At 47.1% G+C, this 24,151-nt stretch carries 33 protein-coding genes and 1 riboswitch; of the genes, 13 read left to right on the top strand and 20 right to left on the bottom strand.

Features of this window, described 5'->3' with window-relative positions:
• Window position 1: 1 nt before the first annotated feature.
• The 12 genes from PSTEL_RS12625 to PSTEL_RS12565 all read right to left on the bottom strand — a co-directional run bounded on the left by PSTEL_RS12625 (window position 2) and on the right by PSTEL_RS12565 (window position 6,762).
• The gene (locus PSTEL_RS12625) at window positions 2-751 is read right to left on the bottom strand and encodes a hypothetical protein (protein WP_156995864.1); all 750 of its coding nucleotides are present in this window, start codon (window positions 749-751) and stop codon (window positions 2-4) included.
• A gap of 71 nt (window positions 752-822) precedes the next feature.
• On the bottom strand, window positions 823-1,629 hold the full coding sequence (locus PSTEL_RS12620) for a hypothetical protein (RefSeq protein ID WP_038695774.1): 807 nt from the start codon (window positions 1,627-1,629) through the stop codon (window positions 823-825).
• A 32-nt stretch (window positions 1,630-1,661) separates the two neighbouring features.
• Entirely contained in the window at window positions 1,662-1,859 is a 198-nt protein-coding gene (locus PSTEL_RS12615) for a hypothetical protein (RefSeq protein WP_038695772.1), read from the bottom strand.
• 641 nt (window positions 1,860-2,500) lie between these two features.
• Complete coding sequence (locus PSTEL_RS12605; RefSeq protein ID WP_038695769.1) at window positions 2,501-2,761, bottom strand: hypothetical protein; 261 nt, start codon at window positions 2,759-2,761, stop codon at window positions 2,501-2,503.
• A gap of 156 nt (window positions 2,762-2,917) precedes the next feature.
• Window positions 2,918-3,406: a transcriptional regulator gene (locus tag PSTEL_RS12600; RefSeq protein WP_038695767.1), complete on the bottom strand. Its 489-nt coding sequence runs from the start codon at window positions 3,404-3,406 to the stop codon at window positions 2,918-2,920.
• Between the two features lie 97 nt (window positions 3,407-3,503).
• Window positions 3,504-4,166, bottom strand: a complete 663-nt coding sequence (locus tag PSTEL_RS12595; protein WP_038695765.1) for a hypothetical protein — start codon at window positions 4,164-4,166, stop codon at window positions 3,504-3,506.
• 25 nt (window positions 4,167-4,191) lie between these two features.
• A complete protein-coding gene (locus PSTEL_RS26280; protein ID WP_052098413.1) occupies window positions 4,192-4,941 on the bottom strand; it encodes a hypothetical protein in 750 nt (249 codons plus the stop codon).
• Window positions 4,942-5,001: 60 nt separating this feature from the next.
• Entirely contained in the window at window positions 5,002-5,277 is a 276-nt protein-coding gene (locus PSTEL_RS12585) for a hypothetical protein (RefSeq protein ID WP_038695763.1), read from the bottom strand.
• Between the two features lie 10 nt (window positions 5,278-5,287).
• A complete protein-coding gene (locus PSTEL_RS28465) occupies window positions 5,288-5,638 on the bottom strand; it encodes a helix-turn-helix domain-containing protein (protein ID WP_052098412.1) in 351 nt (116 codons plus the stop codon).
• A gap of 34 nt (window positions 5,639-5,672) precedes the next feature.
• A complete protein-coding gene (locus PSTEL_RS12575; RefSeq protein ID WP_052098411.1) occupies window positions 5,673-5,963 on the bottom strand; it encodes a hypothetical protein in 291 nt (96 codons plus the stop codon).
• A 106-nt stretch (window positions 5,964-6,069) separates the two neighbouring features.
• Complete coding sequence (locus PSTEL_RS12570) at window positions 6,070-6,402, bottom strand: hypothetical protein (RefSeq protein ID WP_038695759.1); 333 nt, start codon at window positions 6,400-6,402, stop codon at window positions 6,070-6,072.
• 126 nt (window positions 6,403-6,528) lie between these two features.
• Window positions 6,529-6,762, bottom strand: coding sequence for a helix-turn-helix domain-containing protein (locus PSTEL_RS12565; protein ID WP_038695757.1), 234 nt, complete (start codon window positions 6,760-6,762; stop codon window positions 6,529-6,531).
• 152 nt (window positions 6,763-6,914) lie between these two features.
• Between PSTEL_RS12565 and PSTEL_RS26270 the strand changes: the two genes are divergently transcribed.
• The 3 genes from PSTEL_RS26270 to PSTEL_RS28840 all read left to right on the top strand — a co-directional run bounded on the left by PSTEL_RS26270 (window position 6,915) and on the right by PSTEL_RS28840 (window position 8,272).
• Window positions 6,915-7,454: a helix-turn-helix domain-containing protein gene (locus PSTEL_RS26270; protein ID WP_052098410.1), complete on the top strand. Its 540-nt coding sequence runs from the start codon at window positions 6,915-6,917 to the stop codon at window positions 7,452-7,454.
• Between the two features lie 270 nt (window positions 7,455-7,724).
• Complete coding sequence (locus PSTEL_RS27645) at window positions 7,725-7,901, top strand: hypothetical protein (RefSeq protein WP_156995863.1); 177 nt, start codon at window positions 7,725-7,727, stop codon at window positions 7,899-7,901.
• The gene (locus PSTEL_RS28840; protein ID WP_342666573.1) at window positions 7,898-8,272 is read left to right on the top strand and encodes a helix-turn-helix domain-containing protein; all 375 of its coding nucleotides are present in this window, start codon (window positions 7,898-7,900) and stop codon (window positions 8,270-8,272) included. Before PSTEL_RS27645 ends, PSTEL_RS28840 begins: the two co-directional genes overlap by 4 nt.
• Window positions 8,273-8,385: 113 nt before the next feature.
• On the opposite strand, the gene PSTEL_RS12550 is transcribed toward PSTEL_RS28840, so the two are convergent.
• Window positions 8,386-8,682 carry a hypothetical protein gene (locus PSTEL_RS12550; protein WP_038695755.1) on the bottom strand — a complete coding sequence of 99 codons (297 nt, stop codon included), beginning with the start codon at window positions 8,680-8,682 and terminating at the stop codon, window positions 8,386-8,388.
• Between the two features lie 70 nt (window positions 8,683-8,752).
• Between PSTEL_RS12550 and PSTEL_RS12545 the strand changes: the two genes are divergently transcribed.
• The 4 genes from PSTEL_RS12545 (at window position 8,753) to PSTEL_RS12530 (ending at window position 14,833) form a co-directional block, all read left to right on the top strand.
• Window positions 8,753-8,962 (top strand): hypothetical protein, encoded by a 210-nt coding sequence (locus PSTEL_RS12545; protein WP_038695748.1) that lies wholly within the window; start codon window positions 8,753-8,755, stop codon window positions 8,960-8,962.
• An 815-nt stretch (window positions 8,963-9,777) separates the two neighbouring features.
• Window positions 9,778-10,614 carry a DNA damage-inducible protein D gene (gene dinD, locus PSTEL_RS12540; protein WP_038695746.1) on the top strand — a complete coding sequence of 279 codons (837 nt, stop codon included), beginning with the start codon at window positions 9,778-9,780 and terminating at the stop codon, window positions 10,612-10,614.
• Window positions 10,615-11,023: 409 nt separating this feature from the next.
• Window positions 11,024-12,241: a tyrosine-type recombinase/integrase gene (locus tag PSTEL_RS12535; RefSeq protein ID WP_038695744.1), complete on the top strand. Its 1,218-nt coding sequence runs from the start codon at window positions 11,024-11,026 to the stop codon at window positions 12,239-12,241.
• 743 nt (window positions 12,242-12,984) lie between these two features.
• A riboswitch (cyclic di-GMP riboswitch) is annotated at window positions 12,985-13,080 on the top strand.
• A gap of 118 nt (window positions 13,081-13,198) precedes the next feature.
• A complete protein-coding gene (locus PSTEL_RS12530) occupies window positions 13,199-14,833 on the top strand; it encodes a thiamine pyrophosphate-binding protein (protein ID WP_038695742.1) in 1,635 nt (544 codons plus the stop codon).
• 200 nt (window positions 14,834-15,033) lie between these two features.
• Here PSTEL_RS12530 and PSTEL_RS12525 read toward each other — a convergent pair whose 3' ends face one another.
• Complete coding sequence (locus PSTEL_RS12525; protein ID WP_038693440.1) at window positions 15,034-16,278, bottom strand: IS110 family RNA-guided transposase; 1,245 nt, start codon at window positions 16,276-16,278, stop codon at window positions 15,034-15,036.
• A 408-nt stretch (window positions 16,279-16,686) separates the two neighbouring features.
• On the opposite strand from PSTEL_RS12525, the gene PSTEL_RS12520 reads away from it, so the two are divergent.
• The 3 genes from PSTEL_RS12520 to PSTEL_RS12510 all read left to right on the top strand — a co-directional run bounded on the left by PSTEL_RS12520 (window position 16,687) and on the right by PSTEL_RS12510 (window position 18,712).
• A complete protein-coding gene (locus PSTEL_RS12520) occupies window positions 16,687-17,064 on the top strand; it encodes a carboxymuconolactone decarboxylase family protein (RefSeq protein WP_038695740.1) in 378 nt (125 codons plus the stop codon).
• A 190-nt stretch (window positions 17,065-17,254) separates the two neighbouring features.
• Window positions 17,255-17,605 carry a hypothetical protein gene (locus PSTEL_RS12515; protein ID WP_038695738.1) on the top strand — a complete coding sequence of 117 codons (351 nt, stop codon included), beginning with the start codon at window positions 17,255-17,257 and terminating at the stop codon, window positions 17,603-17,605.
• Window positions 17,606-17,719: 114 nt separating this feature from the next.
• Window positions 17,720-18,712 carry a 3-oxoacyl-[acyl-carrier-protein] synthase III C-terminal domain-containing protein gene (locus PSTEL_RS12510; RefSeq protein WP_038695736.1) on the top strand — a complete coding sequence of 331 codons (993 nt, stop codon included), beginning with the start codon at window positions 17,720-17,722 and terminating at the stop codon, window positions 18,710-18,712.
• 143 nt (window positions 18,713-18,855) lie between these two features.
• On the opposite strand, the gene PSTEL_RS26960 is transcribed toward PSTEL_RS12510, so the two are convergent.
• Genes PSTEL_RS26960 through PSTEL_RS12500 form a run of 3 tightly spaced genes read right to left on the bottom strand, consistent with a single transcriptional unit; the run spans window position 18,856 to window position 20,151 of the window.
• Window positions 18,856-19,026, bottom strand: coding sequence for a cyclic lactone autoinducer peptide (locus tag PSTEL_RS26960; protein ID WP_084065022.1), 171 nt, complete (start codon window positions 19,024-19,026; stop codon window positions 18,856-18,858).
• On the bottom strand, window positions 19,023-19,568 hold the full coding sequence (locus tag PSTEL_RS12505; protein WP_052098409.1) for an accessory gene regulator ArgB-like protein: 546 nt from the start codon (window positions 19,566-19,568) through the stop codon (window positions 19,023-19,025). The genes PSTEL_RS26960 and PSTEL_RS12505 overlap by 4 nt, the downstream gene beginning before the upstream one ends.
• Window positions 19,561-20,151 carry a hypothetical protein gene (locus tag PSTEL_RS12500; RefSeq protein ID WP_156995862.1) on the bottom strand — a complete coding sequence of 197 codons (591 nt, stop codon included), beginning with the start codon at window positions 20,149-20,151 and terminating at the stop codon, window positions 19,561-19,563. Before PSTEL_RS12500 ends, PSTEL_RS12505 begins: the two co-directional genes overlap by 8 nt.
• A 277-nt stretch (window positions 20,152-20,428) precedes the next feature.
• Here PSTEL_RS12500 and PSTEL_RS12495 point away from each other — a divergent pair, with 277 nt between their 5' ends.
• From PSTEL_RS12495 to PSTEL_RS27640, 3 genes are all read left to right on the top strand, one after another.
• Entirely contained in the window at window positions 20,429-20,626 is a 198-nt protein-coding gene (locus PSTEL_RS12495) for a hypothetical protein (protein ID WP_038695733.1), read from the top strand.
• Window positions 20,627-20,803: 177 nt separating this feature from the next.
• Complete coding sequence (locus PSTEL_RS12490; RefSeq protein ID WP_038695731.1) at window positions 20,804-21,472, top strand: SOS response-associated peptidase; 669 nt, start codon at window positions 20,804-20,806, stop codon at window positions 21,470-21,472.
• Between the two features lie 234 nt (window positions 21,473-21,706).
• On the top strand, window positions 21,707-22,402 hold the full coding sequence (locus tag PSTEL_RS27640) for a hypothetical protein (RefSeq protein ID WP_156995861.1): 696 nt from the start codon (window positions 21,707-21,709) through the stop codon (window positions 22,400-22,402).
• Between the two features lie 88 nt (window positions 22,403-22,490).
• Here the strand turns inward: PSTEL_RS27640 and PSTEL_RS12475 are convergent, their stop codons facing one another.
• The 3 genes from PSTEL_RS12475 to PSTEL_RS12465 form a co-directional block, all read right to left on the bottom strand.
• Complete coding sequence (locus PSTEL_RS12475) at window positions 22,491-22,871, bottom strand: LytTR family DNA-binding domain-containing protein (RefSeq protein ID WP_038695725.1); 381 nt, start codon at window positions 22,869-22,871, stop codon at window positions 22,491-22,493.
• A gap of 196 nt (window positions 22,872-23,067) precedes the next feature.
• The gene (locus tag PSTEL_RS12470; RefSeq protein ID WP_038695724.1) at window positions 23,068-23,346 is read right to left on the bottom strand and encodes a holin; all 279 of its coding nucleotides are present in this window, start codon (window positions 23,344-23,346) and stop codon (window positions 23,068-23,070) included.
• Between the two features lie 12 nt (window positions 23,347-23,358).
• Window positions 23,359-24,150: a glycoside hydrolase family 73 protein gene (locus tag PSTEL_RS12465; RefSeq protein WP_038695722.1), complete on the bottom strand. Its 792-nt coding sequence runs from the start codon at window positions 24,148-24,150 to the stop codon at window positions 23,359-23,361.
• Between the last annotated feature and the right edge of the window lies 1 nt (window position 24,151).

The raw sequence follows: 24,151 nt of genomic DNA, 5'->3' as shown, positions 1-24,151 counted from the left end.
GTTATTGTTCACCTCGTTCTTCTTCTGTATTGGATGATTCCATCCGAAGTATTTTGTCAATCGTTTCGGTATAAGACTCGACTGTGACCGCTTTATCAGAAGGAAGCAGACCGAAAATGAACAGATCCTTTTGGTTCACGAGTCCTGATATATACGGCTCAAGCAAACTCTTTATTAATTGAACAGGCATTATGTTCATTTCGCACTGGTGACAAAGGAACTCCCAGTTCAACGCTGTAGCGATCCGCAGTTGCAGCATATCCTCGATCCTAGGAAGAATTGATATGAACTCATGCTGCATAGAATCACTAACCTGATCTGATTCGGCGCCCCATTTGAATCTTTTGAGTAGGAGTGATAACTGCCAAATGGTCAGAAAGTTTAACGCGATAACTGTCGGCATTTCATACTCAATCAATATTCGCTTGCCCTGGTCGCATAAAGAGCTGAGTTTTTCATGGACAAACTGACTTTTCGATTCGGCGAAGGCGACCATCTTCATCGTTTTTTCGATACTAATCTCTCTCACCTCCGCATAAGTCGAAAGTCTGGAAGGACCCAAAGCAGCCCGGGAGCTTTCTTTGAGTCCTTTTTGACTTTTTATTTGGATCCAACCAGACGCTAAATTCGAAACCTGATCTTCAACGAGCGCCACGTTTTTTTCCTCTTGTCTTAAGAGATGTACTGCGGTAGGGATATATCTTACATGCTTTAGTTTGATTTTTGGCCTTCCATTGCTGTTGCTGCTCACGTTGCTTGTCCTTCGTCAGTTGGTTCAATGCCATGTCCTACTCCCAATCTCTTAGTAGTCTCTTCACCTACCTAATCATTCAACATATATTGGATTTCAAGCGGTCCTAATCTTGAGTCCAGACTGCCGTGTTCCACAATAGTTACATTAGGATGATTAAACTTCCAAGATTCGAATAAGCTTCGCTTGTCCGAGCCTTGTAAATGAGCAGTATGGATTCTCGTCTTGGGTTCAGATTTCGCTTGTATTACTTCGCTTACGGTGGAAATAGGGCCTCGAAATTCAGGTTCCCCCGTAAGCATATGCTCTGTATCTTCTGAGTGAATCCATAGACGCAGGAAATGATCATGTTGAAAGCTCGGCAGGCTCTTAGTCCGCGGATCGATATAAATCAGAATCTTCGATAGCGAATTCTCCGGACCTGAACGACTAATCGATTCAATTCTTGCGCTAAGTTCTTTCCGTTTGGATTCAATCGCCTTCATTTCTTTATCCAAGTCCTCTTCCTGATCACGAATAGCCTGAATTAGTTCTTGATTTTCCTTTATTTCCCGAATTGCCGAAGCCCGGATAGCCTCGATCTCTTTAGAATGGCCTGTTCCCGATCCTACTTGATTTGCGTACGCATCAATCGAAGCCTCCGCCTCAGCGAGCTCAAGTCGTAACTGACGGCTTGTTTTACGTAATTTCTCAGCCCCAGCTTCATCACCTTGAATTTCTAGCTCAATCATAGCGGACGTTTGTTCAGAGATTTCTTTGTTGAGCGATTCAGTTTTTGACTTAAGCTTGGCAACATTCTCGCTCACTTTACTATTCCGACGTGCTGCTTTCTCTAAGAACTCACTCACCAGCTGACTAACCTTCTTTTTCTCAAACATCTATTCATCTCTCCCTTTTATTTAGATGAGTGCTATTTACGAAACTTGTTCGCAGATTTTGCAATATGATCAACCATTTCATCTACTTCTGCCCGTTGCTTCATAATATGGAGTGCAGTCACTTCAGCAGTTGCACCGCTATTGATTGCCGCATCCACGATATGAGTATTCTCCTTAGTCCGGATCGACTCCAGGTCAGCAATTCGTTTCTGTTCAATAGATTTGTTCATTCAAGATACACTCCTTGTAATATTAATCTCACACTATAGAACACCTTATCGATATGGCGGAATGTTTACCTTCGATTCATAACAGAGCCTGCAATACGCCCTGTAGATCACACGAAAGTCAGCTAAAAATCGTTGTTGGCGGCCTCGCCTTCTCTGCATAGCTCACTTTGGGCAATTCACTATTCCCCTTTGATATATAAGACGTCGAATTAATAGGCACGACCTATAACGTAAATGCGTCATCCCATGTTATTTATTCCAGCCTTTATTTTGTAACCTTGTCACTTCTAAATTTCTCCAACAGGCGTGCAAATCTGGACGGGGCCTTTGGGGCCGGGAGAACAACCGGCTCAGCCCGTAGGGAGAGAATATCTCGGATTATTCCTTTGAACACAAGATCTGTCATCGGCTTCATTGTTTTTTCTTGAACTTTACTTATGGCCGAAAGGCGATCACAAATACTCTCGTATACCTCATTGATCTCACTGCTTATCTCGGCCTCACTGACTCTATTGCAATAACTACATTTAGACTGAATACTAAATCTCTCTGTCTGTCCTTCAAGTTCTTGAACAGCCTGTATACGATATTGAAGTCCATGCCCGCAGACACAGTTCATGCATCACCCCTCCTTCTGTTTTTTATTCAGACGCCGCGTTACCTGACATACTTACCGCATTTAGTAACTGCAGACTTTTGCTCATAAATCCACTTGGAAGCATGAGGCTCATTTCGAATGTTTGAAGAGAAATGCCCCTAATACCCTGTTCTGATGTCATTAATGATTGTTTCAAAGCAATTAGCGCATGAATTCCTTGCTTATGAGCACACGCTATGGTTATTTCAAATATCCAATCGAGTTCCTGTTGAGTTGGGACCATAAAACCATTTTTTTGTGTCATTTCAACATAGCCCCTTCTTTCTGATTTCTTGAAACAGTGTTCATGTCAGCCAACTCTAGCGACTTACGGAAAGCCCCCCATTTGCAATAAATAGACACATTTTAATAGTTGCAGCCTATAAGGTGAGTGCGGTATAATTGCTTCATTGGGAAACAATTACATAGCTGAATTATTGAACGTCTCCGGTGTTGGCGCACTGGAGGCGTTTTTCGTTTCGGCTTCCCAACTCATACTGAGTTCTTCAAGAAACTCCTCAATTGGCGTAGTATCGTAACCCAAGCGCTTCAATGCTGCAACGTTGTCCTCGGCATCAATGGTCATCTTTTTCAACTCGCTCACCTCCCTTCTTGCCGCCAACAGATCCATTTCCTTGCCCGCATATACATGAGACAGTGAAATGCCATAGAATACACAAAGTCGGCCTAATGCAAACAAGTCAGCTTTCCCGCAGTCAATCTCCCACTTCTTCAATGTCCGTTCAGTGATACCCGCAACTTTAGCTGCTTCCTTCGTTGAACACCGTACATTCTCACGCGCTTCCCGAAGTGTAATCATGTGCCGGCCTTTAGATACCGCTGCCTGGGCTAAATACTCGGAGCGTTCCGCCTTACTTGAGTCCTGGTTCAATGAAATAGCATTCTTCATGGCATACTCTCCCAATCCATATTCTTAACGAACATACTTTTCATATATCTGCAACCTTCTACTTAGCCGGTTAAATCTAACAGTTTCTGCCAGCAGCCTAATTCTCGCCAGTACAATGCATCAGCCCAAGTTCAGCAGCCAGCTTTGTTAACGCCTGTATCCGGTGTTTTTTGTAGGTGACGGCATTGATGCTCAACGCTTCATAGACTGCCTGGTGACGGGTATATTCGGCTTCACGGGACAAATACTTACGAGTGATGATGTTTGCCCCGATAGAATCCAGCTTATTCAATGCCTCCTGCAATTCTTTAAGCTCTTCATGCCCTGAACCTATCGTTTTACAAATCTGTGCTCTTTGTAAGTATCTGATCATTAGTTCCTCATCCTGCTTCGAAAGGAAATCCCCTTTCTTCAAATTCTCTTCTCTCTGATCTGATAACCTAGAGTTGAAGAGCGTTGGCTTAACTAAAGAAATGTCCACGAATCCGAGAACCAGAGCAATTTTGTACAGTCCTCTCAATCGGACTTTTGCATAAGTGTGTACCGATATATTCATGTCCGTATAAATTACCTGATGAAAGGTGTATTCAGATTCCTGATGAAGATATTTCCTCCGAATCACCTTTTCCTCAAGGTCTGGCATCTTATCAACTACAGACATTACTTCTTCAGTCTCAGTCTGACTCTTCTCAAGAAACAGTAGAAGCCGGACCTGCTTAAGGTACTGGATAACTTCTTTTTCAATTTCTTTACTGAGCATTTACTCATCCCCCGAGTGACTTATACTAGACTTCAAATCCTGTGTATGGAATCTCAAATCTCCTCATAAACGATGGGATAAAGGCTAGGATACTGCCGTTATTATCCTTAGCTAGGGTTTCAAAGTGATCTCTCACCTGTTCCTCGAAATCTTCAGCAGTTATCTCCCATTCCTGAAGCATCTCAATATTATGAATGATGTGCTGAAGCTGCTGCTCTGTGATCCTAGGATGTTCCTTTTTCCGAGATTTTCTAAAGTGAATCTCATATATTTTCAGGAAGGGATCGTCAGTCGGTAGACTGATGTAATCTTTTAGATCTCTTTCTTTTTCATTCTTCTCATTCTTTATATTCTTGTTTATATCCAGTAGCTGTTCCCTTGCTGTGGTACTCGCTGTTACCACATGCCCTTCATCGAGTTGGTAAAAGTCCCATTTCACAAGGGTTATCAGCGTAAATTGCCTGTTACCCCTTCCGCGTTCAACCGTGATCATACCGTTTTTCTCAAGCCAACCGATGATTTGGGAAATCGTCTTCGGATTGGGCTCCTTCCAAACCAATCCTTCGTGCCATCCGATCGCCCGGGCAATGTTACGTATTGAAGTAAGGTGCTGTCCCTTTTTCACGATGAACTTTGTGCCGTCACTCATCGGTATCTCCGCATCTGCATAATTGACTTGATACTTTAGCCACTGCCACACACGATGATAAAGAGGTGGCATCCGCCAAATATCACTTTCCAGCTCCTTTCGATGATCCTTGATCCATCCTTGCACCTAACACCACCTACTCTTTTTCCGTCAGCGAGCTAAACAACAGATTACTTCCCCGATTGTTCAATTGTTTGGCACCTTACCGGACCCAGCCAGCAGGCTCAGCAGTTCGAAGTCCTTAATACGTCCGGATACGTAATCTTCCAGCATAATCCAGAGCGTGTTTGCTTGAGCGGGATTAATGCCGTTCACCTGGAACAGCGCGTTACCTACCTGTTCATGAAGCTCAGCCATCACCTCAAATCGAATGCCGACGCGCTCAATCTCATGGCGCTTAGCAGTCAGGTTGCAGAGCAGCTCAAGTAACCGAAGGGAAACGAATCTCTGTGCTGTTGTCATACTGCCCCGCCTACCTCTCCATGCCGCATTGGTTGGTATTCTCACTTATCCAACGCTCCAATTCATGTCGGCGGAAAAAGATACGGCTCCGGATGCGGAAGAACGGCAAGCTGTTGGTCCGGCACATGTCGTACACGCTCCAAGCAGAGATCCTCAGATACTCTGCTGCCTCCTTCACATTCAGTGTTTCCGGCCGAGGCTGCTGGACTTGCTGCTGCATGACCATCTGGCCAAGCTGCTGAAGGAATTGCTGCGGGTCAATTTCCGGCTTCCGCTCCACGAACTCCGGCGCTTGGTATGCCGGCACAGCCTGCTGGATGATCACTGTCGGGGTATGGCGTCTTGTTCTTTGATTACGCATATCAATAACTCCCTCCTCTTTTCAATTCTTAACGCTATTTTGTAACTTCTTGATTACGTTTTTGGTGCATACCTTTCATCCGGGAGCTAATAGCTTCCCGTTGTTCTTCCGTGATATTCGATGTTCTACCCATTACAAAACTGACCTGTTTGCCGCTAAGCCGAAACTTCGCCGCAGTTACCTTGCCATCAGTCATTTCCTCCCAATGGGGAGCAACGATCTTGCGAAGCTTAGACATGTGACGCGGAACGCAGCTGTAAACCTCCCAGCTGTTACTCACAAAATCGAAAACACATGTTGTTTCTTTTTCCTCGTTTGAATGCATCTCAGTTCCTCCTTTCATTCCCGTTTTGTATGTTCTTAAATACAAATTACGAGTTGACGAGCATTGAATGAATAATTCCTTGGATCAAGAAGCCAGTAGTGAATCTTTAGTTAAAACGTAACTGCAACGCCTCAATGACGAGCTGCTTATTGGTGCCATCTAGAAAATCCATATCTGATAGGTTCACCTTCGCCAGGTTCTCATTGAATAGATGCAGAGCCAAGTTCAGCATAAACTTCTCTGATTGGCTCCAAGGTCGGGACAGCCGCTTCAGAGCTGCAGAGTCAATTGTCTCCTCCTCGAAATCAAAGTATTTCGGGGTAAAGTACCGGTGCAGTAGACTGTGCTGCATGAACAGGTGAAGCGTTCCGCACCAGTACCGATCCTTGGATAGGTGCGGCGGGATCTGGACGGCTGCGGGCTTGACTTGTGCTTGCATGTTTTTTCATCTCCTTCTTAAAAGCTGCACTGCTGACGATCTAAGCACGTTTTAGCGGCTGGGAGCCTCTGGGGTGTGCTTATGCTCGAGTGATGCGGGGAATGCTGAAATGTGTGATGATACGGGTCACTTGGCTGCTTGATGCGGCGTTTTGACGATCTCAAACAATTCTGACCACTCACATTCCAGCACTTCGCAGATGCGCTTTGCTGTACGTGGTGATGGTGACCTATCACCGTTCGTAATTTGAGTTGTCATTGGGCCAGACATCCCAATCTCCTTGCCAAACTCTGTCTTATAGAACCCTTTTATCATGATGAGTTCGTTTAAGAAAGTTGGGTCTTTTACTCTTATCTTCACATCTACACCTCCTCAAAACGTATATATATTCTCCGCGAAAAGATCATATCACGTATATATATTCGTTTCAAGTGTTAATGCGTATATATTTGCGTATTTTTTTAGGGGAAGTTATACTTTAGCTAACCTATTGCAAATAAGGAGTAATGTATATGTCTTCTCAAGGTGGAGAAAATTTTGGGGATTTTTTTAGACGCTTACGAAGATCAAAGGGTTATAAATCTCAAAAACAGTTAGCTGCAGATTCCGGAGTGTCTCAGGCAACAATCTCGCGGATAGAAGACGGAACTCAAAAGCCACAAAAGGAAACCCTAAATGCTCTAGCTCATGTTCTTGGAGTTACTCCAGGGGCGCTGTTTTACGCAGCAGGGTATATTGGAATGGAAGACCTTGGTCAAAGCGACTATGAAACGGGTTTATTTAACATAGTGGATACGACTGGAGAAGACATTAAGGAATACAAAGGTGTTGATGCTTGGGAATATAGGAAGAAGCGGAAAGAGGAACGCGAGCAGCAAACAATTGAAAAAATACTTAATGAACAATTCTACGAACTTCTGTTTGTGCTAAATAACAACAACGAGATCCCCGTGCATTACAATGGTCAATTGCTGAAGCCAGAAGAAGTAAATCAAATACTCTTAATGTTGAAAGCTCTTTTCCCAGAATACTCAAGATCATTAGAAGATTAATAGGGCACTGATAAACCATGAAGTTGGTTTTATTTAGAAAATTTTGATTAATTCAATATCAATAATTCAACAGAATTCCCTATTCGAAACATAATAGAGAGAACTTACAGCATTCGGGAACCGAACATCTACTAACTTATTCATTCACTAGCCGCCCCTATAAGCCCCACAAAAGAGCCTATCTGCTACTTCAGCAAAAATGCTTAATACTAACTATCCTGCTACATTTCCCTATATAAATTATTGAAAATTCCGAAAGGAGACCATGCTATGAAAAAGAAACAATTCAACCTCCACTTTGTCCAGGTCGGTACGCAGGAGCAATCGAACGCCATTGTTAAACAGCTCGCCCGGGGAGCAATACACAAGGTCCTGGACCAGCACGGGGTAATCAGTCCTAATCTGGATGAGGTTCTGGACAAGTACATTATTGGGGACGTCCGATGAGCAATGAACCTGAAAGTAAGTCACCCGCTGCCGATCTGCTGCTCGCTGCCCTGCAGGAGCTCAAGGAGATGAAGATCGAGGTGACGGTGAATATCCGGACTGCCGGGGACCCTTCCGATCCTATCAGGCCAACACCAAAGGTACCTCCGCAGCTTGACATTACGAGAACCGAGGAACTGCTGCCGCCCGTGCTCTCCCCTGCAGATATTCAAAAGTTTCTGGGGATCGGGCAACGACAGGTGTACGAGTTGCTGAATTCCGAGGATTTCCACGCTGCCCGGGTAGGCCGGCGCCTGTTCGTATCAAGAGCAGTATTCATTGAATGGCTGGAAGGAAGATCAGAAGACAAGGAGGTAAAGCGAAGAAGGTAGGAGGACTTCTCAAAATTGAGCCGCGTGGATCCAAAATAGGAAAGGTTGTTGAACTCACTAGGATTTGATTTCTTGTTTATTCCTAGGCGTAAAAAAAGCACCGGTTAGGGTGCTCAGTAGGAGTCTGTTTCAACTGTACGCATTCCTTTTGGTGTAAGCCTCATTCCTTCAAACCAAATTACTCTTACATTGTTGTCGTAGACAGGATGCTTACTCCCTCCAGTAGCAAAACAACTGCTTGGCACTTTCAAGTATCCTTCTTTTTCAAGCTGATAAATATACGCGGCCAATTCCTGCCACTTTGCTGGAACTGTATCTTCTTCCAGTAAAGAATTGAATTCATTTAATTCTGGTACCTTACCTACGCTTAAACGAGATAACACTAAAATTTGTGCTTCGTTAAATTCCAAGTCTTTCACCTCCCATACGACAATTCGACATATGGAAAATGAATCCTGCTTACTAAAGGAGTTGTAACGCATGAAAAAGGAAAAGAAGCCTCTCGATATTGTCTTCGTAAATGTTGAAGGTGATCCTATTACTGCCATTGCCCAGGCACTGGAACCAGGAATGCAAGAAGTGTTAAAACAGCATGACGCTCATTTGACAACGCCGTTAGTTGATATTTTAAGAAAGCATGCAAAGAAGCAACCGGTGAATATGGGAATAATTTTCAGCGCTTGGCGCTGAAAAGTTGATCAATATTATTGCTGCTGGGCGGCAATAACTTATTTCCAATGTAATTTAAGAGTTTCTACTGCCGGGCTGTGAAAACTCTGCTCCTCTCTAAAAGGAGGATCATTATTAGTTCTGTTCACGCGGTGAACAATACATGAGTTTCGTACGGAGCCCGTACAAAATGGGCAAGACGTCGAGAGAGTTTCCGTCATGCGGTGACGGAAACCCTGGTGCTCGCTTGGATATTGTTTTCACCAACGGTTGGTAAAAAAGTTTTTGTCCGCTCGACGGATGAAACTTCATTTATGGTCGCCGGTCGACTGAAATTACTTATGCATCAAGTTTCTACCGACCTTCGGTGAAAAGTCAATCTGGAGCCTTTCGCCGAAGCCCGGCATTAACTACAACGCTGGAATTACTTTTCATTGCCGGGTAATGAAAATAGGCTCATCCCTGTGAATTTTTTTCCTTCACCGCATGAAGAAAAATAATTCATGCAAATGAGAGGGTGTTTTCTGGAGTCCAGCAATAAAGAGCTCTTTTGTGCGAGGCTCGCACAAAACATATTTTTTTGTCACCTAAGGTCACAAAAATCACCATTAAGTTCTTCGTCAGAAAGTTTCATCTGCTTCACATGATCATTTCGCGTGCCTTGCACGCAAAACTCAAGTAACATCTTTCACCTCAGGTTACCAATAAGTCAGAAATCTAGTCCCATTCACTGGCTTCAATTCTGAGGTCAGCTACAAGGTTCCTGAATCTCAGGAGTAATATTAAAAAGTTTGCCCTAATCATCATCCACTATCCCATCAAGGAGCTGAATTATTATGACGAATAAGCCAACCAACGAACACGAAACCCCGTTTGAAGAAGCACGCCAAGAAGATGAGAATGGCAATGAATACTGGACTGGCCGTATTCTCGCTCGAATTTTAGATTATTCAGATTTCCGTAATTTTGAGAAAGCCGTCAAGAAGGCAATAATTGCCTGTATCAATAGCGGACAAGAAGCGGAGGACCATTTTGTTGAGTCCAACGAAATGGTCGAGATCGGTTCCAACGCCCGTCGTTCCATTCGTGATTATCGCCTTTCACGCTATGCCTGTTACCTCATCATTCAGAACGCTGACCCTTCCAAGGAGATCGTCGCCCTGGGCCAAACATACTTTGCCGTCCAGACACGGAAGCAGGAGGTCTTCGAGCAAGCTACAGAAGAGCAGCGGCGCGTCATGCTGCGGGAAGAACTGCGGAAGCATAACTCCCAGCTGGCAGATGCAGCATATCAGGCTGGCGTGCTCACCACAATTGATTTTGCTGTATTCCAGAATCATGGATACAAAGGGCTGTACGGCGGACTGGACGCAAAGGCTATTCACAGCCACAAGGGTCTGAAGAAGTCACAGAAGATTCTCGATCACATGGGCAGCACTGAACTGGCAGCCAACCTATTCCGGGCAACCCAAGCTGAAGAGAAAATACGCCGAGAAGATATCCAAGGTAAGGATAATGCCAATCGTGCTCATTATGATGTAGGGGCCAAGGTACGGCAAACCATTAAAGAGTTAGGCGGCACAATGCCAGAGAACCTGCCGGTGCATGAAGATGTCAAAAAAGTGGAGAAGAAGCTGCTGAAAGATAACAAGACCCTTCCTAAAGGTGAATGACAACCAGCCGGAAGGCTTTTCCGTTAGCCTTCCCCTTAAGGCCACTTTTAAGCCGCAAATCCTGACGATAAAGTCACGAATTACAACCTCATCACAACGGGAGGCATATATACTCCAATACTAAGTAATCCCTTAATCAAGTCAATAAGACTAACTACGAAAGTTGGTGAATTAATGGTAAATCACAAATTACCAGATACAGTCCCAAAGGTAATATATAACGAGCAAGGTCATAAGATTGTGAAATATCAAAGTCATGGTCTCAATATTACAGGTACTGTTTTGAATGAGCCTTCAGAAGAGGCAATCAAGGTGGCTAATCGAGTTTATAATCAGTACTTTTATAAGTTTAATCCTCAATCATGACCCGGAAGTCGGGAATACATTTAAGCAAAGGAGGACAATAACCATGGCAAAAGGCAGCATAGAAAAGCGCGGCAAAAGCTCATGGCGGCTGACTGTGGAACTCGGTACCGATGCGAGCGGTGAGCGCGATGTTGAGCGGAAAACGATCCGAGTTGAAGATCCTGAACTGCTTCGCGCTCCCCGCCGTTTACAAAACTATCTCGACGAAGAACTCGTAAAATTCAAGATGGAGGTAGAAGCGGGACACTACATCCGTCCCGAAAAGCTCACCTTCCAAGCGTTCACAGAGAAATGGGTTCAGAAGTTCGTGGAACCGGAGCTCGAGGAAAAGACGCAGGGCAATTATAAATTTCATGTCGATCGTCGCATCCTCCCTTACTTCGGCAGCATGCATATGGACAAGATCAAGACGATGCACATTACTGATTACCTGGACTATCTCCGGACGCCAGAGGCATGCCTGAAGAAAGACGGTAAGGCGCTAGGCTCAGCCACAATTGTTTATAATTACCGGGTTCTTAGCAGTATCTTCAGCAAAGCCGTCGAATGGAAAGTGCTGAAAGAGAATCCGATGACGGGAGTAAAAAAGCCTCGGGAAAATGATGTTCGTGAAATGGAATATTATGACGAACAAGAGATTCAGCTGCTATTTGCTGCTTTAGAGGACGAAGCAATTGATGTACGTGTTCTAATCACTTTGGCCATAACAACAGGTATGCGCCGTGGTGAGCTGGCCGGTTTGGAATGGAAAAACATTGATCTCCAGAATGGTGTTATCGATATCAAACAGACGGTGCCTATGCTTAAGGATGGCAAGCCTGTTATTAAAGGCCCAAAAAATAAAGCTTCTAAACGCAGCATATCCCTTTCGCCTTCGGTCATTAATGAGCTAAAGCTATACCGAACCGAATGGCGCAAGATGAAGCTCAAATTGGGTGATAAATGGACAGCCCCCACTGATCAGGAATTCCTCTTCTGTCGTACAAACGGCGAACCATCAGATCCTCAGCGCCTAACTAAGCGATGGATCGCTTTCCATCGGAAGCATGTGCTTAAACCTATCCGACTTCACGACCTCCGTCACACCTCAGTATCATGGATGATATTTAAGAAGATCCATTCTGAGGCCATTGCAAGGCGCGTAGGCCACACGAACACCAAAATGCTGGAGATATACGGACATATATTCAAATCGGTCGACAAGGCTGCTGCAGAGGCCTTTGACGATATGTTCAAGCCAACAGTCCGAAAGAAGGGCTAAGTCACTCTGTTTCCAAATAAATAATGGGTGCTGTTTTGGGTGCAAATTGGGTGCCAAATTCTCAAAAAGGACCCAAATCCGGCTATCATGATCTTTTAGGAAAATCATCTATTTCCCAATGTACCAATAATTCCACGAGTGCGACCTCTCTGTCAAACTCTATTTTTCTCCTCTCCCATGAAAGGGGTCCTCGAAAGAGGGCCCCGATTTTTTTATTCAAAAACCCTTGAACCAGTCCTTCGCTAAACCCAACTGTATAAAACAATAAAACTCTCTTGCACTATCCTTGACAGAGACAATAAAAAATCCAGCCCATCAACGGACCGGATTTCATTTGATTCTTTTTGGTTGCGCTTCCTGTTCAATTGATCGAGCTGACAGCAATTCGATAATGCGATGCTGGTTCTCGTTCCAGCCGCTCATTGACCGGCGTCAATTCTTCTCGAATTACGGATCTCAGCAGCTCAGACAGATCATTGGTCATAGTCCCCGCCCCTTGAATCTTAGATGTATTGTAACAGATTCACCATTTCAACTCCAACAATTTTGTGAACTCCAATCTATTCCGAACACTTCATGAATACCCCTACTAAAGTCCCGGAAACAGGATGAAAACATGATTGCAAAAGGGGCGATCTCATCGCATATTTTTCATGTCATTTCATGATTTTTCATATTTTCCATTGACAAGCTCCTATTAAGGAATATATTGTAAAGGTAAATATTCTCTTATCTTTTTAAAAATTGAATATGGGCAAAATTCTCCGAAAGGGAATGACGCAAAGCCATGGGTCTACAGTCTCGAACGTCATAGGGACCATGACTGCCAGGTTGCTGATTTAAGCGAGGGTATTTAATCCTGTCGCGTCTTTAGATCGTCAATCAACCTGTGCCCCAAGCGGAGCGCGGGTTTTTTGTTATTTATCACAACTACAATAAGCGGTGGGGTGGAAGGTTTTGAAGACAGTTGCAGACTTTATGGCGAAAGCCCTGAGAGAGCTTGGGGTAACGCACGCTTTCGGCATTATTGGCAAATCCATTTGTCCCGCTGCACTCAAAATGGTTGACTACGGTATCGAGTTTATACCGGGAAGACATGAATCAAGCTCTGGCTTCGCAGCAGCCGGGTATGCGCTCAAGACAGGTAACCTGGGGGTGGCCTTCGGCACATCCGGCCCGGGAGGAACAAATCTCCTGACCGCCGCTGCGCATGCCAAAGCCAACAACCTGCCTGTTCTGTTCATCACAGGACATCAATCCATCAAAGAACTGGGACTTCCGCAATGCCAGGACTCCTCTTCCTATCTCGCGGACTTGGCCGACATGTTCCGTCCCGCCACTCTGTTCAGCAAGCTCGTCGAACGGGCCGACCATTTCGCAACGATTTTCAACCACGCCATCTCAGCTGCGCTCAGCGGTAAGCGTGGGCCGGTGCACCTCTGCATCCCTTTTGACGTTCAAGCCGAGCTGATCGAGGAATGCCGCATTGTACTGCCCGAACGGGAATCGCTCGTCAGTCTGGCCAATACAAACCGTGTAATCGAAGCGATCAACAGCTCAGCCAAGCCTCTGATTATTGCAGGCAAGGGTGTTAACCGGTCAGGCGCTCATGAAGAGCTGGTCAAGCTGGCCGAGACGTTTAACATTCCGGTTGTCACGACACCGGGCGGAAAAGGCGCTATTGCCTGGGATCATCCTCTCTATCACGGACCGGTCGGCGTCGGAGGCTGCAAGTACGGCGACGATCTGATGAATCAAAGTGATCTGTTCATCGTGCTGGGATCGCGGCTCAGCGACATGACCATCTGCAACCTGAAGCCGGAGAACCATCCCAAGACGCTGATTCAATTCGATATTGATAATACTTTCGTCGGTAAAATCCTGAATTCCTATACGATCTCCGTCGGCGGAGACCTTCGAGACAATCTCAGACTGTATCTGCAGCATGTTGACCCGGCCAAGCTTCCGGTCCGGCATACAGAGACGAATGTTGAGTATGGTGAAGAATTGCCTGTTCTCGATGGGCTGTCGCTTGCTTCGGTTATGAAGGAGATGAGCAATCTCGTCCCTTATGAACATACTTTGTTCGTTGATGACGGCAGCCATGGATTCAATGCAGTGAAATGGTACAACGTCAAGAAACCCGGCAGCTTTGTCTTCGACGCTTACTTTGCCTGCATGGGCAATTCGATCGGCATGGCGATCGGGGCGCAGTGCGCCGTCCCGGGCGAGACGGTCTTCTGTATTACGGGAGATGGATGCTTCATGATGCTTGGCGCTGAAATCAATACAGCCGTGTGCAAGGATCTCCCCGTTATTTTCATCGTTGTGAATAATAAGCAGTTGGACATGGCCCTTAAAGGTATGGAGAAGACAACAGGCCGCATTGACGGGACCATATTTGAAGTGCCCATGGATGCCGTGAAATTCGCCGAATCGCTCGGAGCGACAGGCTTCCGGTGCGAGACGATGGATGAATTCGCAAGTGCTGTTAAGCAAGCCATGTCCTTGAAGCGTACAGTAGTAATCGAACTTCTTACGGACAGATCCGAGGTGCCTCCTACCGCCCATCGCACATTGGTAATGGACTGATCGGGTCATTTTTGTTCCAATACCTGAACCTAAGTCCAGCGGTATGATGTCAAGTCCCTGAGTTGTGCGAATTGGAAATTTCCCAGGCTCATCAAGGAAGAAGTCACGAAAAAAGGCGCATCGAAACAAACCCAGCCGAAAATTCAATCATATACCAGAATTTTACTGGGAATTTGGTGAAGGACTTGGCAAAGAAGGCGTTAATTCTTCGCGCTATTCACCTTCCTTCGAGGCGTATAGAGTTGGCCGTTGCGTAGCAGCACATCGACCAGACGCACGAGTTTTCTTGCCGTTAAGACGAGGGCGCGTTTGTGTTGATTTCTGGGCACTTCGTTATATTTCTTCCGGTAGTACTCACCGAATTCCTCATCGCGCAATCGAACGGAGTTGGCAGCTTCAACCAGGTAGTAGCGCAGGAATCGATTGCCGGATTTGATGCGCGCGGTGTGTTCGGCTTCGAAGGCGCCGGACTGATGCTTTCGCCATGTAAGGCCGGCATACTTGGCCACGGCGGCCTGATCCTTGAACCGTTCGATGTCGCCGAGTTCACCGAGCAGGCCGGCGGCGTAGACCTTGCCGATGCCGGGCACCGACAGGAGGCACTGCGCGCCCGGGATGCCGTCCAGAATGCGTTCAATGGCCTTGTCCAGATCCTTGAGTTGCTTCTGGATGCTGCGGATGGACTCGATGGACGTGCCGAGCACAAGGTCAATGGAATCTTCCACGACCTTCGACAACCGGTAGGAGGCGCGGGCGGCTTGCTGGATGCAGCGAGCCACACGTTCAGGGTCGGGGAAGCGATTCCGCCCCTTGTCCCGCAGATAGTCAGCCAGGTCGGTAACATTCATCTCGGCAATGTCATCGAGGCTGAACTTCTCCGAGAGCATTTCCATGAGGGCGTGGCCGAATACTGAACTGTCCACTTCGGTGGTGAAGGCATTGCACTTGTAGAACAGGTTCTGCAAGAAGTATTGCTTCTCCCGGGCGAGGTTGTGCACCAAGTGGAAACGCATGCGCGTAAGGCGCTGGAGCGCGATATACTGCTCCTGCATGACGAGGGTGGTCGTCAGGCGGCCGAAGCGAAGGCGATCCGCAATGACCCAGGCATCCAGACGGTCGGTCTTGTCCATGTCGGCGTAAGCTTCGCGGAACTTGCAGATGAGCTTGGGGTTCAGCGTAAACACCTTGGTCTTGCGCTCACGAAGTGCCGGGTCCTGGTGGAAATACATGGCCGGGTGCCAGCTGTAGACGGAAGTGGCCTCAAGGCCGATGTGAATCTCAGATACGGCAAGCTTGTCCGCTGCGACCACGATACGATCGCGAAGGTGAGAAGCGCCGTGAAGGTTATTCGGGACGGTGAACGATTCGAAGTTGTCGCCGTCCGCGTTCATGAAACACGCTTCGAGCTCTTGGGAGCTCACGTCAATTCCGACAAAAAGCTTCAAGGGGAATTCCTCCTTTCATTTAGGGATTCAGGGAATGGACGCTCCGGGATGCCTCCGGCGCACGCGCCCAACCTCACCCTCGCGTATGAGAACACGCTTCGGTCCATGAGCTGCCCTGGGTCTGCTAAAGCCAGGCATGGGCTGCCGAAGGGAACAGCCAGCGGGTAAGAAGTTCGGACGCGTACCGGAGAAACAGACTTAGGGAGTAGATGAGACTACGGGAGGCGTAAGAATATCCCCGAATGAACCCTAAGATTCATTGTCCAGAAGCACGCCGGAAAGTCCAGTCCCTGTTCGATGTTCAAGGAGCAAGTGACTGGTAAATCTTCGAGTGGCCGCTAGTCCCCTCTGGGACTGGAAACTAGCTTATATAAGGCTTTTGAAAATACTATACGAGGAGGAGTACAAATGAAAGAGAACATGGACAGCGGACTGAAGCACTTCTCCAATCTCTCGGGAGAGTACGGAGCAAGGGCTCTCTCCCCGATTCAAGAGCATTTTCCGGAGCTGGCCGAGTTCATTCTGGGAAGCGCCTATGGAGATATTTTTCAACGCAAGTCGATTAGCGCAGACTGGAAGGAGATCGCGGTGATCTCCTCCCTCATTACGATGGGACAATTCGAACAATTGGGAGTTCACTATGTAATGGCACTGAAAGTAGGCATGACTGTCGACGAGATCAAAGGCGTTCTGCTTCACCTCCTTCCTTGCGTCGGCGCTCCGCGCATCATATCAGCTTTTACCATTCTTCAGGAAACTCTGGAAGAACTTCAGAATATGGAATGAAATACATATAGTTCTTCTGAAACCTTTTTATTGAAGAGTTGCGAAATCTATGATATTAATTAAGTAATTATCCCGACAATCTGAGTCATTATCCCTAATAATTCGACAAAGGTCTTGTGAATCCGGGATGTTTTGATGCCAAATGTTTAAAAGCTAAGTTCAATCAAAATGAAGCGAGGAGAGATGAAAGATGGGAAAATTCATTCTGAAGACTGACACAGCAAGCAAGGTGCTCAACATCGAGCTGGAGGGCACTTTTTCTGAGCAAGACGGACTCACCTCCATCCAGGCGTATCAGGAAACGATCAAACCGATTAACCCTGCCGACTACAAACTGGACATTGACTGCCGCAAGTTGAATGTAACCGCTCCTGATGTCGTGCCGCTTCTGGAAGGCTGCTTCGTAATGTTCAAGAGCGACGGATTCACCACAGTCAAACTTACACTTGAAAACAATCCGATTCTCAAAATGCAACTGTCCCGTCTCGGACGTAAAGCCGGCATCGAGAACCTCGACATCATCTCCACTGTTCAGGCTTAAGGAAGTAGTAACTGTAGGAAGTATTGCTTACAAAACTTAGCGGATGCTTTCGAAGCAAGTTTTGCCGTAGTAACTCTAGGAAGTATTGCTTACAAAACTTTTAGGAGGACTCATATGTCGGGGATTTGCATACGGGACATTGATATCTATCATCCCAGTAACAAAGTCGGCAACGATTTTTTTATCCGGCACTTTGATGAAAAAGGCGTTGATATTCGCGGACTCCTGAATGCACTGGGCCGCGAGAACCGTTACAGCATTGACAGTCCGGAAGAGAATTCGCTGACCATGGCTTTTGAGGCAGCCAGCAATGTATTGGAGAAGACCGGACTTGCCGGTGAAGATATCGACCTCATCGCATATGCGAGCCAGACACCTGAGTATATCTTCCCAACGAATTCCTTGATGATCCATCGGCTGATCAATGCAGCTTCTCATACGATCTGCATCGACAGCAATGCGAACTGTGCCGGCATGACCGCCGCTGTAGAGCAAGTCAGCCGGCAGATGATGGCCAATCCAAAAATTCGCCGGGCCCTCGTAATCGGCTCGGACCATGTCAAGCCGCATGCCGACCAGAATGATCCGGTATACTACGCCAATTTCGGAGATGCCGCAGCTGCGATTATTCTGGAGCGCACCGAAGATTCCGTTGGCTTTATCGATTCGATCTATCAGACGGACACATGCGTATACGGCAATTCCAAATTCCCGGCGGAAGGATTATCCAGCCTGGGACGTACCGGAGTCGCTCCGGGACAGTTTACCGTCAAATTCATTCCGTTCGATGATTCCATCTGTGTTGATGCCGCATCGGAGTCGATTAACACACTGCTCAAGGATAACGGAATTGATCCGGATTCCATCAAGGCAGCCTGCTTCTCCCAGCTCTCTCTTCCGAATATTCGCGCGGTAGCTGAGAAGACCGGCATCCCTGCCGACGCCCCCGTGTATATCGGAGACGAGTTCGGCTATACGTCAACGAGCAGCCCTTTTATCGCTCTGCACCGGGCAGTCGATAGCGGCAAGCTTGAACGCGGCGATAAGGTCCTGTTCTGGACGGTCGGCGCCGGCTGGCAGAACGTAGCATTTGTCATGGAATATTAATAGTCATTCAGCAATTCAAAGAGGGGTTGTCCCACAAGGACAACCCCTCTTCCATTCTATCCAATCCTGTAACAACGAGAAATTACGGGCTAGAGGCAGCAGTTCCAGTCGGCTTGTCCTGTGGAGAGCTACCTCACTCTATGCTAACCTAGCTGCTTGCCGATTGAAGAACTCTTCTTCAGCAGCTCTTCGGGGGCTTCCGGTTGATGCACATAGAGTATGCTTGGAGCACTTACAAAATAAGCAGCCGTTAGAGCAAGAAAAGACGCCAGGCTAAACACAAGCTTTTCCTTAAATAAACGCGTTATTGTCATAAGCTCTCACCTCCTCTCCTGTTAAGTGAGAAAGGCCGTCGAATGAGGGTTAACGATTGAACGAAAAATGCGGCGGTTATCATGGAAGAATGTATCCAAAAATTGGCCAGCACCAGAACCGCGCCCATCACTTTCAATAGAGGATACCAGGACTTGGGAAATCGGCTCTGCCGCTCAATACGGGAAGGTGCGAAGAGAAGAATGAGTATCAGACTGGCAGTCTGACCGAAGAAGAATAGCGGTGTCGACAGAGAGACGAAGGATAGCAGGGTGACGTTTGCAGTCGAGACAAGAACACAGAGCGTTCCGGATTTCAAATGAATCCCGCCTGTTATTTGCCGGAGGCCCGCAAAGGCTGCGAGCAAAGTCGCTGCCTCCCCCACCCTGCCTGTAATAGCTGAAATGATAAGCGATAGTGTGATAATGAACAATGCATTGAAGATGCCTTCCAGCGCATATTTCAGTACAGCTTCGCTGGCGGGATGATCAGGTACAGCTCTCTTGATCGCCGCTGCGGTATAAGCCGACAATTGCTCAATCACTCTCATTATCCTTTCTAACCGAGTAATACAGCAGATAAGCTGATGTGGCAACAAAGAATATCGTATTCATATACAGCTGTTGAAAGTACAGGAATGAGGTAACGCTAAGCAGGAAGAATATGATCAAGATGACGGTTATGATGTCTTCAAACTTAAAGCGAAGCTTGTTCAGGTCAAAAGTGAACCCGTATCCCATCCGGTATACGAACCAGGATATGGGCATAATTACGGCGCCAGTGGCGAATTGAAGCAGGTAACCATTGCCGATCGAGTGCTCCACCGCACCAATTGATCCGAACATCATTATGGCCAGAACGCTCTGGATCACTCCAAATATGACATACCCCGAAATGGTCGCAATCGTTGCAAAAATAAACGGCATTTTGACAACCACCTTGAAGAACGCGATAAAAAAGAAGATCGTGACCAGAGGCATCAGGCTGCCGAAAGAGAAATCATTTCGCAATATATAGCTTTGAAAATTGATGAGCAGAGTCAAGCCGATCGCATGCCATGCATAATCCTTAAACTTATAGCGAAAAAGACACATAACGAGAAAATACAGCGCAAACGTTTCTAACATAGAAAAGAACATAAATCCGACCGGTTCCCAAGACACCGAATAAACACCGCCTGAAATGAAATAAAGTCTTTGTTGTGATAGTTCGATTATATAACTATTTACATATTCACGTACACTGCTTTTTTACCAGCCAGCTAAAGGGTTCTCATGTTCGGTGCAAATGACTGCCGCACATATTACAATTTTGTAAATAAGATATGAAGCTGTTCATATTCGCCGAAAATAGGTTTAATAAAGGACATAGCTATTTCTGTTTCAGTAAAGGGAGATCATGGATATGGTGGAAAAACAACTGCGAGAGGCGGTCGAGACTCAGAAGGTCATACGGGTCCATTTAATTAGCGGAGAGACTTATGAAGGCCTTTGCGAGCTTAGCGAGAAACCGAATTACATTATTATGAAGACGGATAAAGGAGACATTACCTTCCCTCTTTGGGCTGTTAAACGCGCACTGCAGCCTTGCGACCTCCCTTAAGCTCTTCTAGGCTCCTCAGCACAAAACTGCCCGCAACCCTCAGGCCACGGACAGCTGAATGATCATATTCGGATTGTAAATGCTGGATACTTCGCTCCTTATCTCAGGTTTGATTGTGATGGAGCGCTGTTTTGGTTATAGTGTTGGGGATAGCTTATGTTTGGAGGTTGCTGACCCATGTGCGGCAGATATACGATTACCGTTTCGATCGAAGAGCTGATGCTCCGTTATTACACCCAGGATGTAACCATCATCCATTACGCGCCTAAATACAATGCAGCCCCGGGTCAAATGATTCCTGCTGTCATCGGGAGCGGGCATGGCAATCGGATCGGCTCGCTGCGGTGGGGGCTTATCCCCTCCTGGAGCGACCGCTTTCACACCGGCAAGCCTCTGATCAACGTTCGAGCGGATACGCTTGGTGCAAAACCGGATTATAGACGCCTCCTATCCTCACGGCGCTGCCTCATTCCGGCGGATGGCTTCTACGAATGGCGGACCACGCCTTCAGGCAAGCAGCCTATGCGCATCTTGATGAATGACGGAGGTGTTTTCTCGCTGGCCGGAATTTATGATCTATGGCTGGATGATAATGGGGAGAAGCAAGCCGCCTGCGCGGTCATTACAACCGAACCCAACCGGCTCATGCAGGAGATTCATCACCGGATGCCGGTAATACTGCGGCCGGAGGATGAAGCCGCCTGGCTTGACCGTGACAACCGCAGTGCAGACAATCTGGTGCAAATGCTTCGGCCCTATGATGCCGGACGAATGAGAGCATATGCCGTGTCCCCCAAGGTCGGCAATGTCCGGAATGACACGAAGGATTTACTGGAGGAGGCTTAGCATTTACCCCCACAAGCCATTAATCGACCCGGCGAATCATCAGAGCATCATGACAATAACAAATCCGGCAATGTTTGATGCTTATCCCATCCCTATTATCCATCCCTCTTCCGGCCTCTTCATCCAGAATGACAGTCAACCTCGGATGAAGCTGCGAAGCCAGTCAGTCGCAAAAGTCTCTTCATATGGGTAATCTATAGTATCGGCCCATTTGAACAAAGGAAGGTGATCTCTATGAAACGTTCCAGATTCAGCGGTTGGATAATTGGCATAGCGGCTGTTATTCTCATCGGCGCAGTAGTGGTTTCGGTGTGGCGCTCAAGCGCTCCAGATGCATCGGCTCCACAGCCGTCCGCTTCTCCAACACCCATCTCTAGCTTCGTCCCGTCATCCTCTCCGGTTTCAAGTCCTGTCCCATCCGGGCCGGCCGTCACACCTTCACTTGCCCCACCAAGCGAAGATTCTGTCTCCGCCGATGACATCCCGCTTCCCAAGGATCGGATTAATGACTATATACAGAAGCTGAACGGCTCATCTTATATCAAGGCAATTGAGGTGGGTACGGACAATTTGGAAATCTACTATTATAAAGATTACGCCGAATACAAGCAGGCCCGTCCTGATACGGAATCAACCGAGGCGGATTATCAATCGGTATTCAACTCGGCGGATGCCGTGCATCAGATTATAATGGAACAATCTTCTCTTCTATTCTACGAATTTCCCGGGATCGCATCGCTCGATATTTCACTGCCCTTCAATGGGACGACTTACTCAGCATCTTTGACAAAAGGCTCGATTGAAAAGTTCTACAGCACCGACTTTGAGCAAATTCAAAGCGATGAGCAGTGGAGGACGCAGATCAGCGACCGCTATTTCACGAAACCGTCGCGCGACGCTTTTGCCAAGCGTTATATCAAAACCAGTTAACCTACCGAAAAAAGCGGTGTCTAGCATCTTCAATGACACGGCGTGCGGGGATATGCAAAAAAACCGCCCGACGGCGGCGGAAGTAACCTCAATTTAAGATGACTCTGGAAACAGAGCTGCGGATGAGGGTAACGATCTTCTCATAGCCCTTAACCGATAAATAGCATTTCTCTGCATTCTTCAAATCGCGTTCTTCGAAATATGCGGTTTTGAAGGCGGAGTCGATATATTTGATCTTGGAGATGTTGATGACGGTGTTTCTGTCCGCGAGAACGAAGTCATACCCGGTGCTGGCAATCGTACAGGCCCAGTACTTCAATGTACCGACCGTATAATAGATGCCATCCAGCGTATGGATAATAATCCGGTTAATCGACTTTTGATATTCCATGTAAGTGATGTCCTGCAACGGCAACGGAAGCAAGCCTGTGCTGCCTTCCTCATCACGGGTTACAGTTATTACGTCCATTGGTCTCCACTCCATTTTTAGCTAAACATTTCAATATGCTTCCATACAAGGCCTATTGCTGTCATTTCAACGAATATAGTCTAATTATATACCGTTTTTTGCGCAAAAGCATAGAGTGAATTCCGAATTATATGCTAATAGTATGAGAAAAGTTTGCTGAAATGCGAATATTCTGCATTCCCGTAATCATGATCTCTCATTTTTTCGAGCTGTCGCGGTTATTAAAAGCCAGTTCGAACAAGCCGGTCGCGGACAGCCCGGCAAGTGCTCCCGACCACAGACGCATGGCTATATCCAGCGTAGAGAACGGATATGCGGCAGCGCCGATTAGAAGACCAATCCCGACTCCGATCAGAGGAATCCACCTCTTGGGAGGTCTGAATGTGATCTTGACCAGCTGGACGACTGACATGACGAATACGGCCAGCAGCGAGGCGAACGCGAGCACATGATCGAGCGCGTCATGGTTAATCATGTAGACCCCCTCTTATTTCTTGGGCGCAATCAGGCCGAGCCGATAAATCACGGTTAGAATCCGGTAGAAGTCATAGCTGCCGCCCGAAGGCGTATCGATTGCGCCGGCGGCAAGAGCCGCCTGTACCGCAGGCTGGGCCCAATCGGGCACATTGACGGAATCCTTCGCTTCTACTGCCGACAGACGAGTCAATAAACTCTTCAAGGCATTTCCCTGCTCCGTCAGCCCGTTCTTCAGTATATCCCTGCTATCCGTCAGCCCGGCAATCAGTTGGTTCAATTGCTTCACGGTATTCTCCAATTCGGCAAGCCGTTTCTTGTCTTCTGCGGACATCTCCTCTTCCTCCTTATCGTAAGAATACAGATTATGGCGATCCATGAGCTGTATAAGCAGCTCCTCGTATTTGGGGTCGGTCGCATAACCGGCGGCTGCTATGGCTTTGGCTGCCGTCCGGCCGTCCGCTCCAAGTACACCGCTGTATAATCCCCTGTTCCAGGATACGCCGTTCACGAGCAGACTCGAATGGTCGGCGATTGATTCGCCGAAGTCGTGGTAAGCGCGGAATGCCGCGTTCACGGTAATCGCCCGTCCGTTGACATATTCGGTCGTTGGCAGGGTTACGCTCCCAGCAGGACCGGTCCCTTTAATGCCAAACAAGTTATTGGCTTTGACAGCCAGTCCGCTGCTTCCCCATGACGATTCGAGTGCGGCTTGCGCGATCGTCAGGGAAGCAGGCACACGGGTTCTCTGCATATCGCTGACAGCAAGCGGCGCAATAGTTGCAATGAATGTAGCTGGATCCATT

The sequence above is a fragment of the Paenibacillus stellifer genome, assembly GCF_000758685.1.
GTDB classification, from domain to species: domain Bacteria; phylum Bacillota; class Bacilli; order Paenibacillales; family Paenibacillaceae; genus Paenibacillus_AQ; species Paenibacillus_AQ stellifer.
Note: the sequence above shows the minus strand (reverse complement) of the source record. Positions and strands in the feature narration are given on the sequence as shown.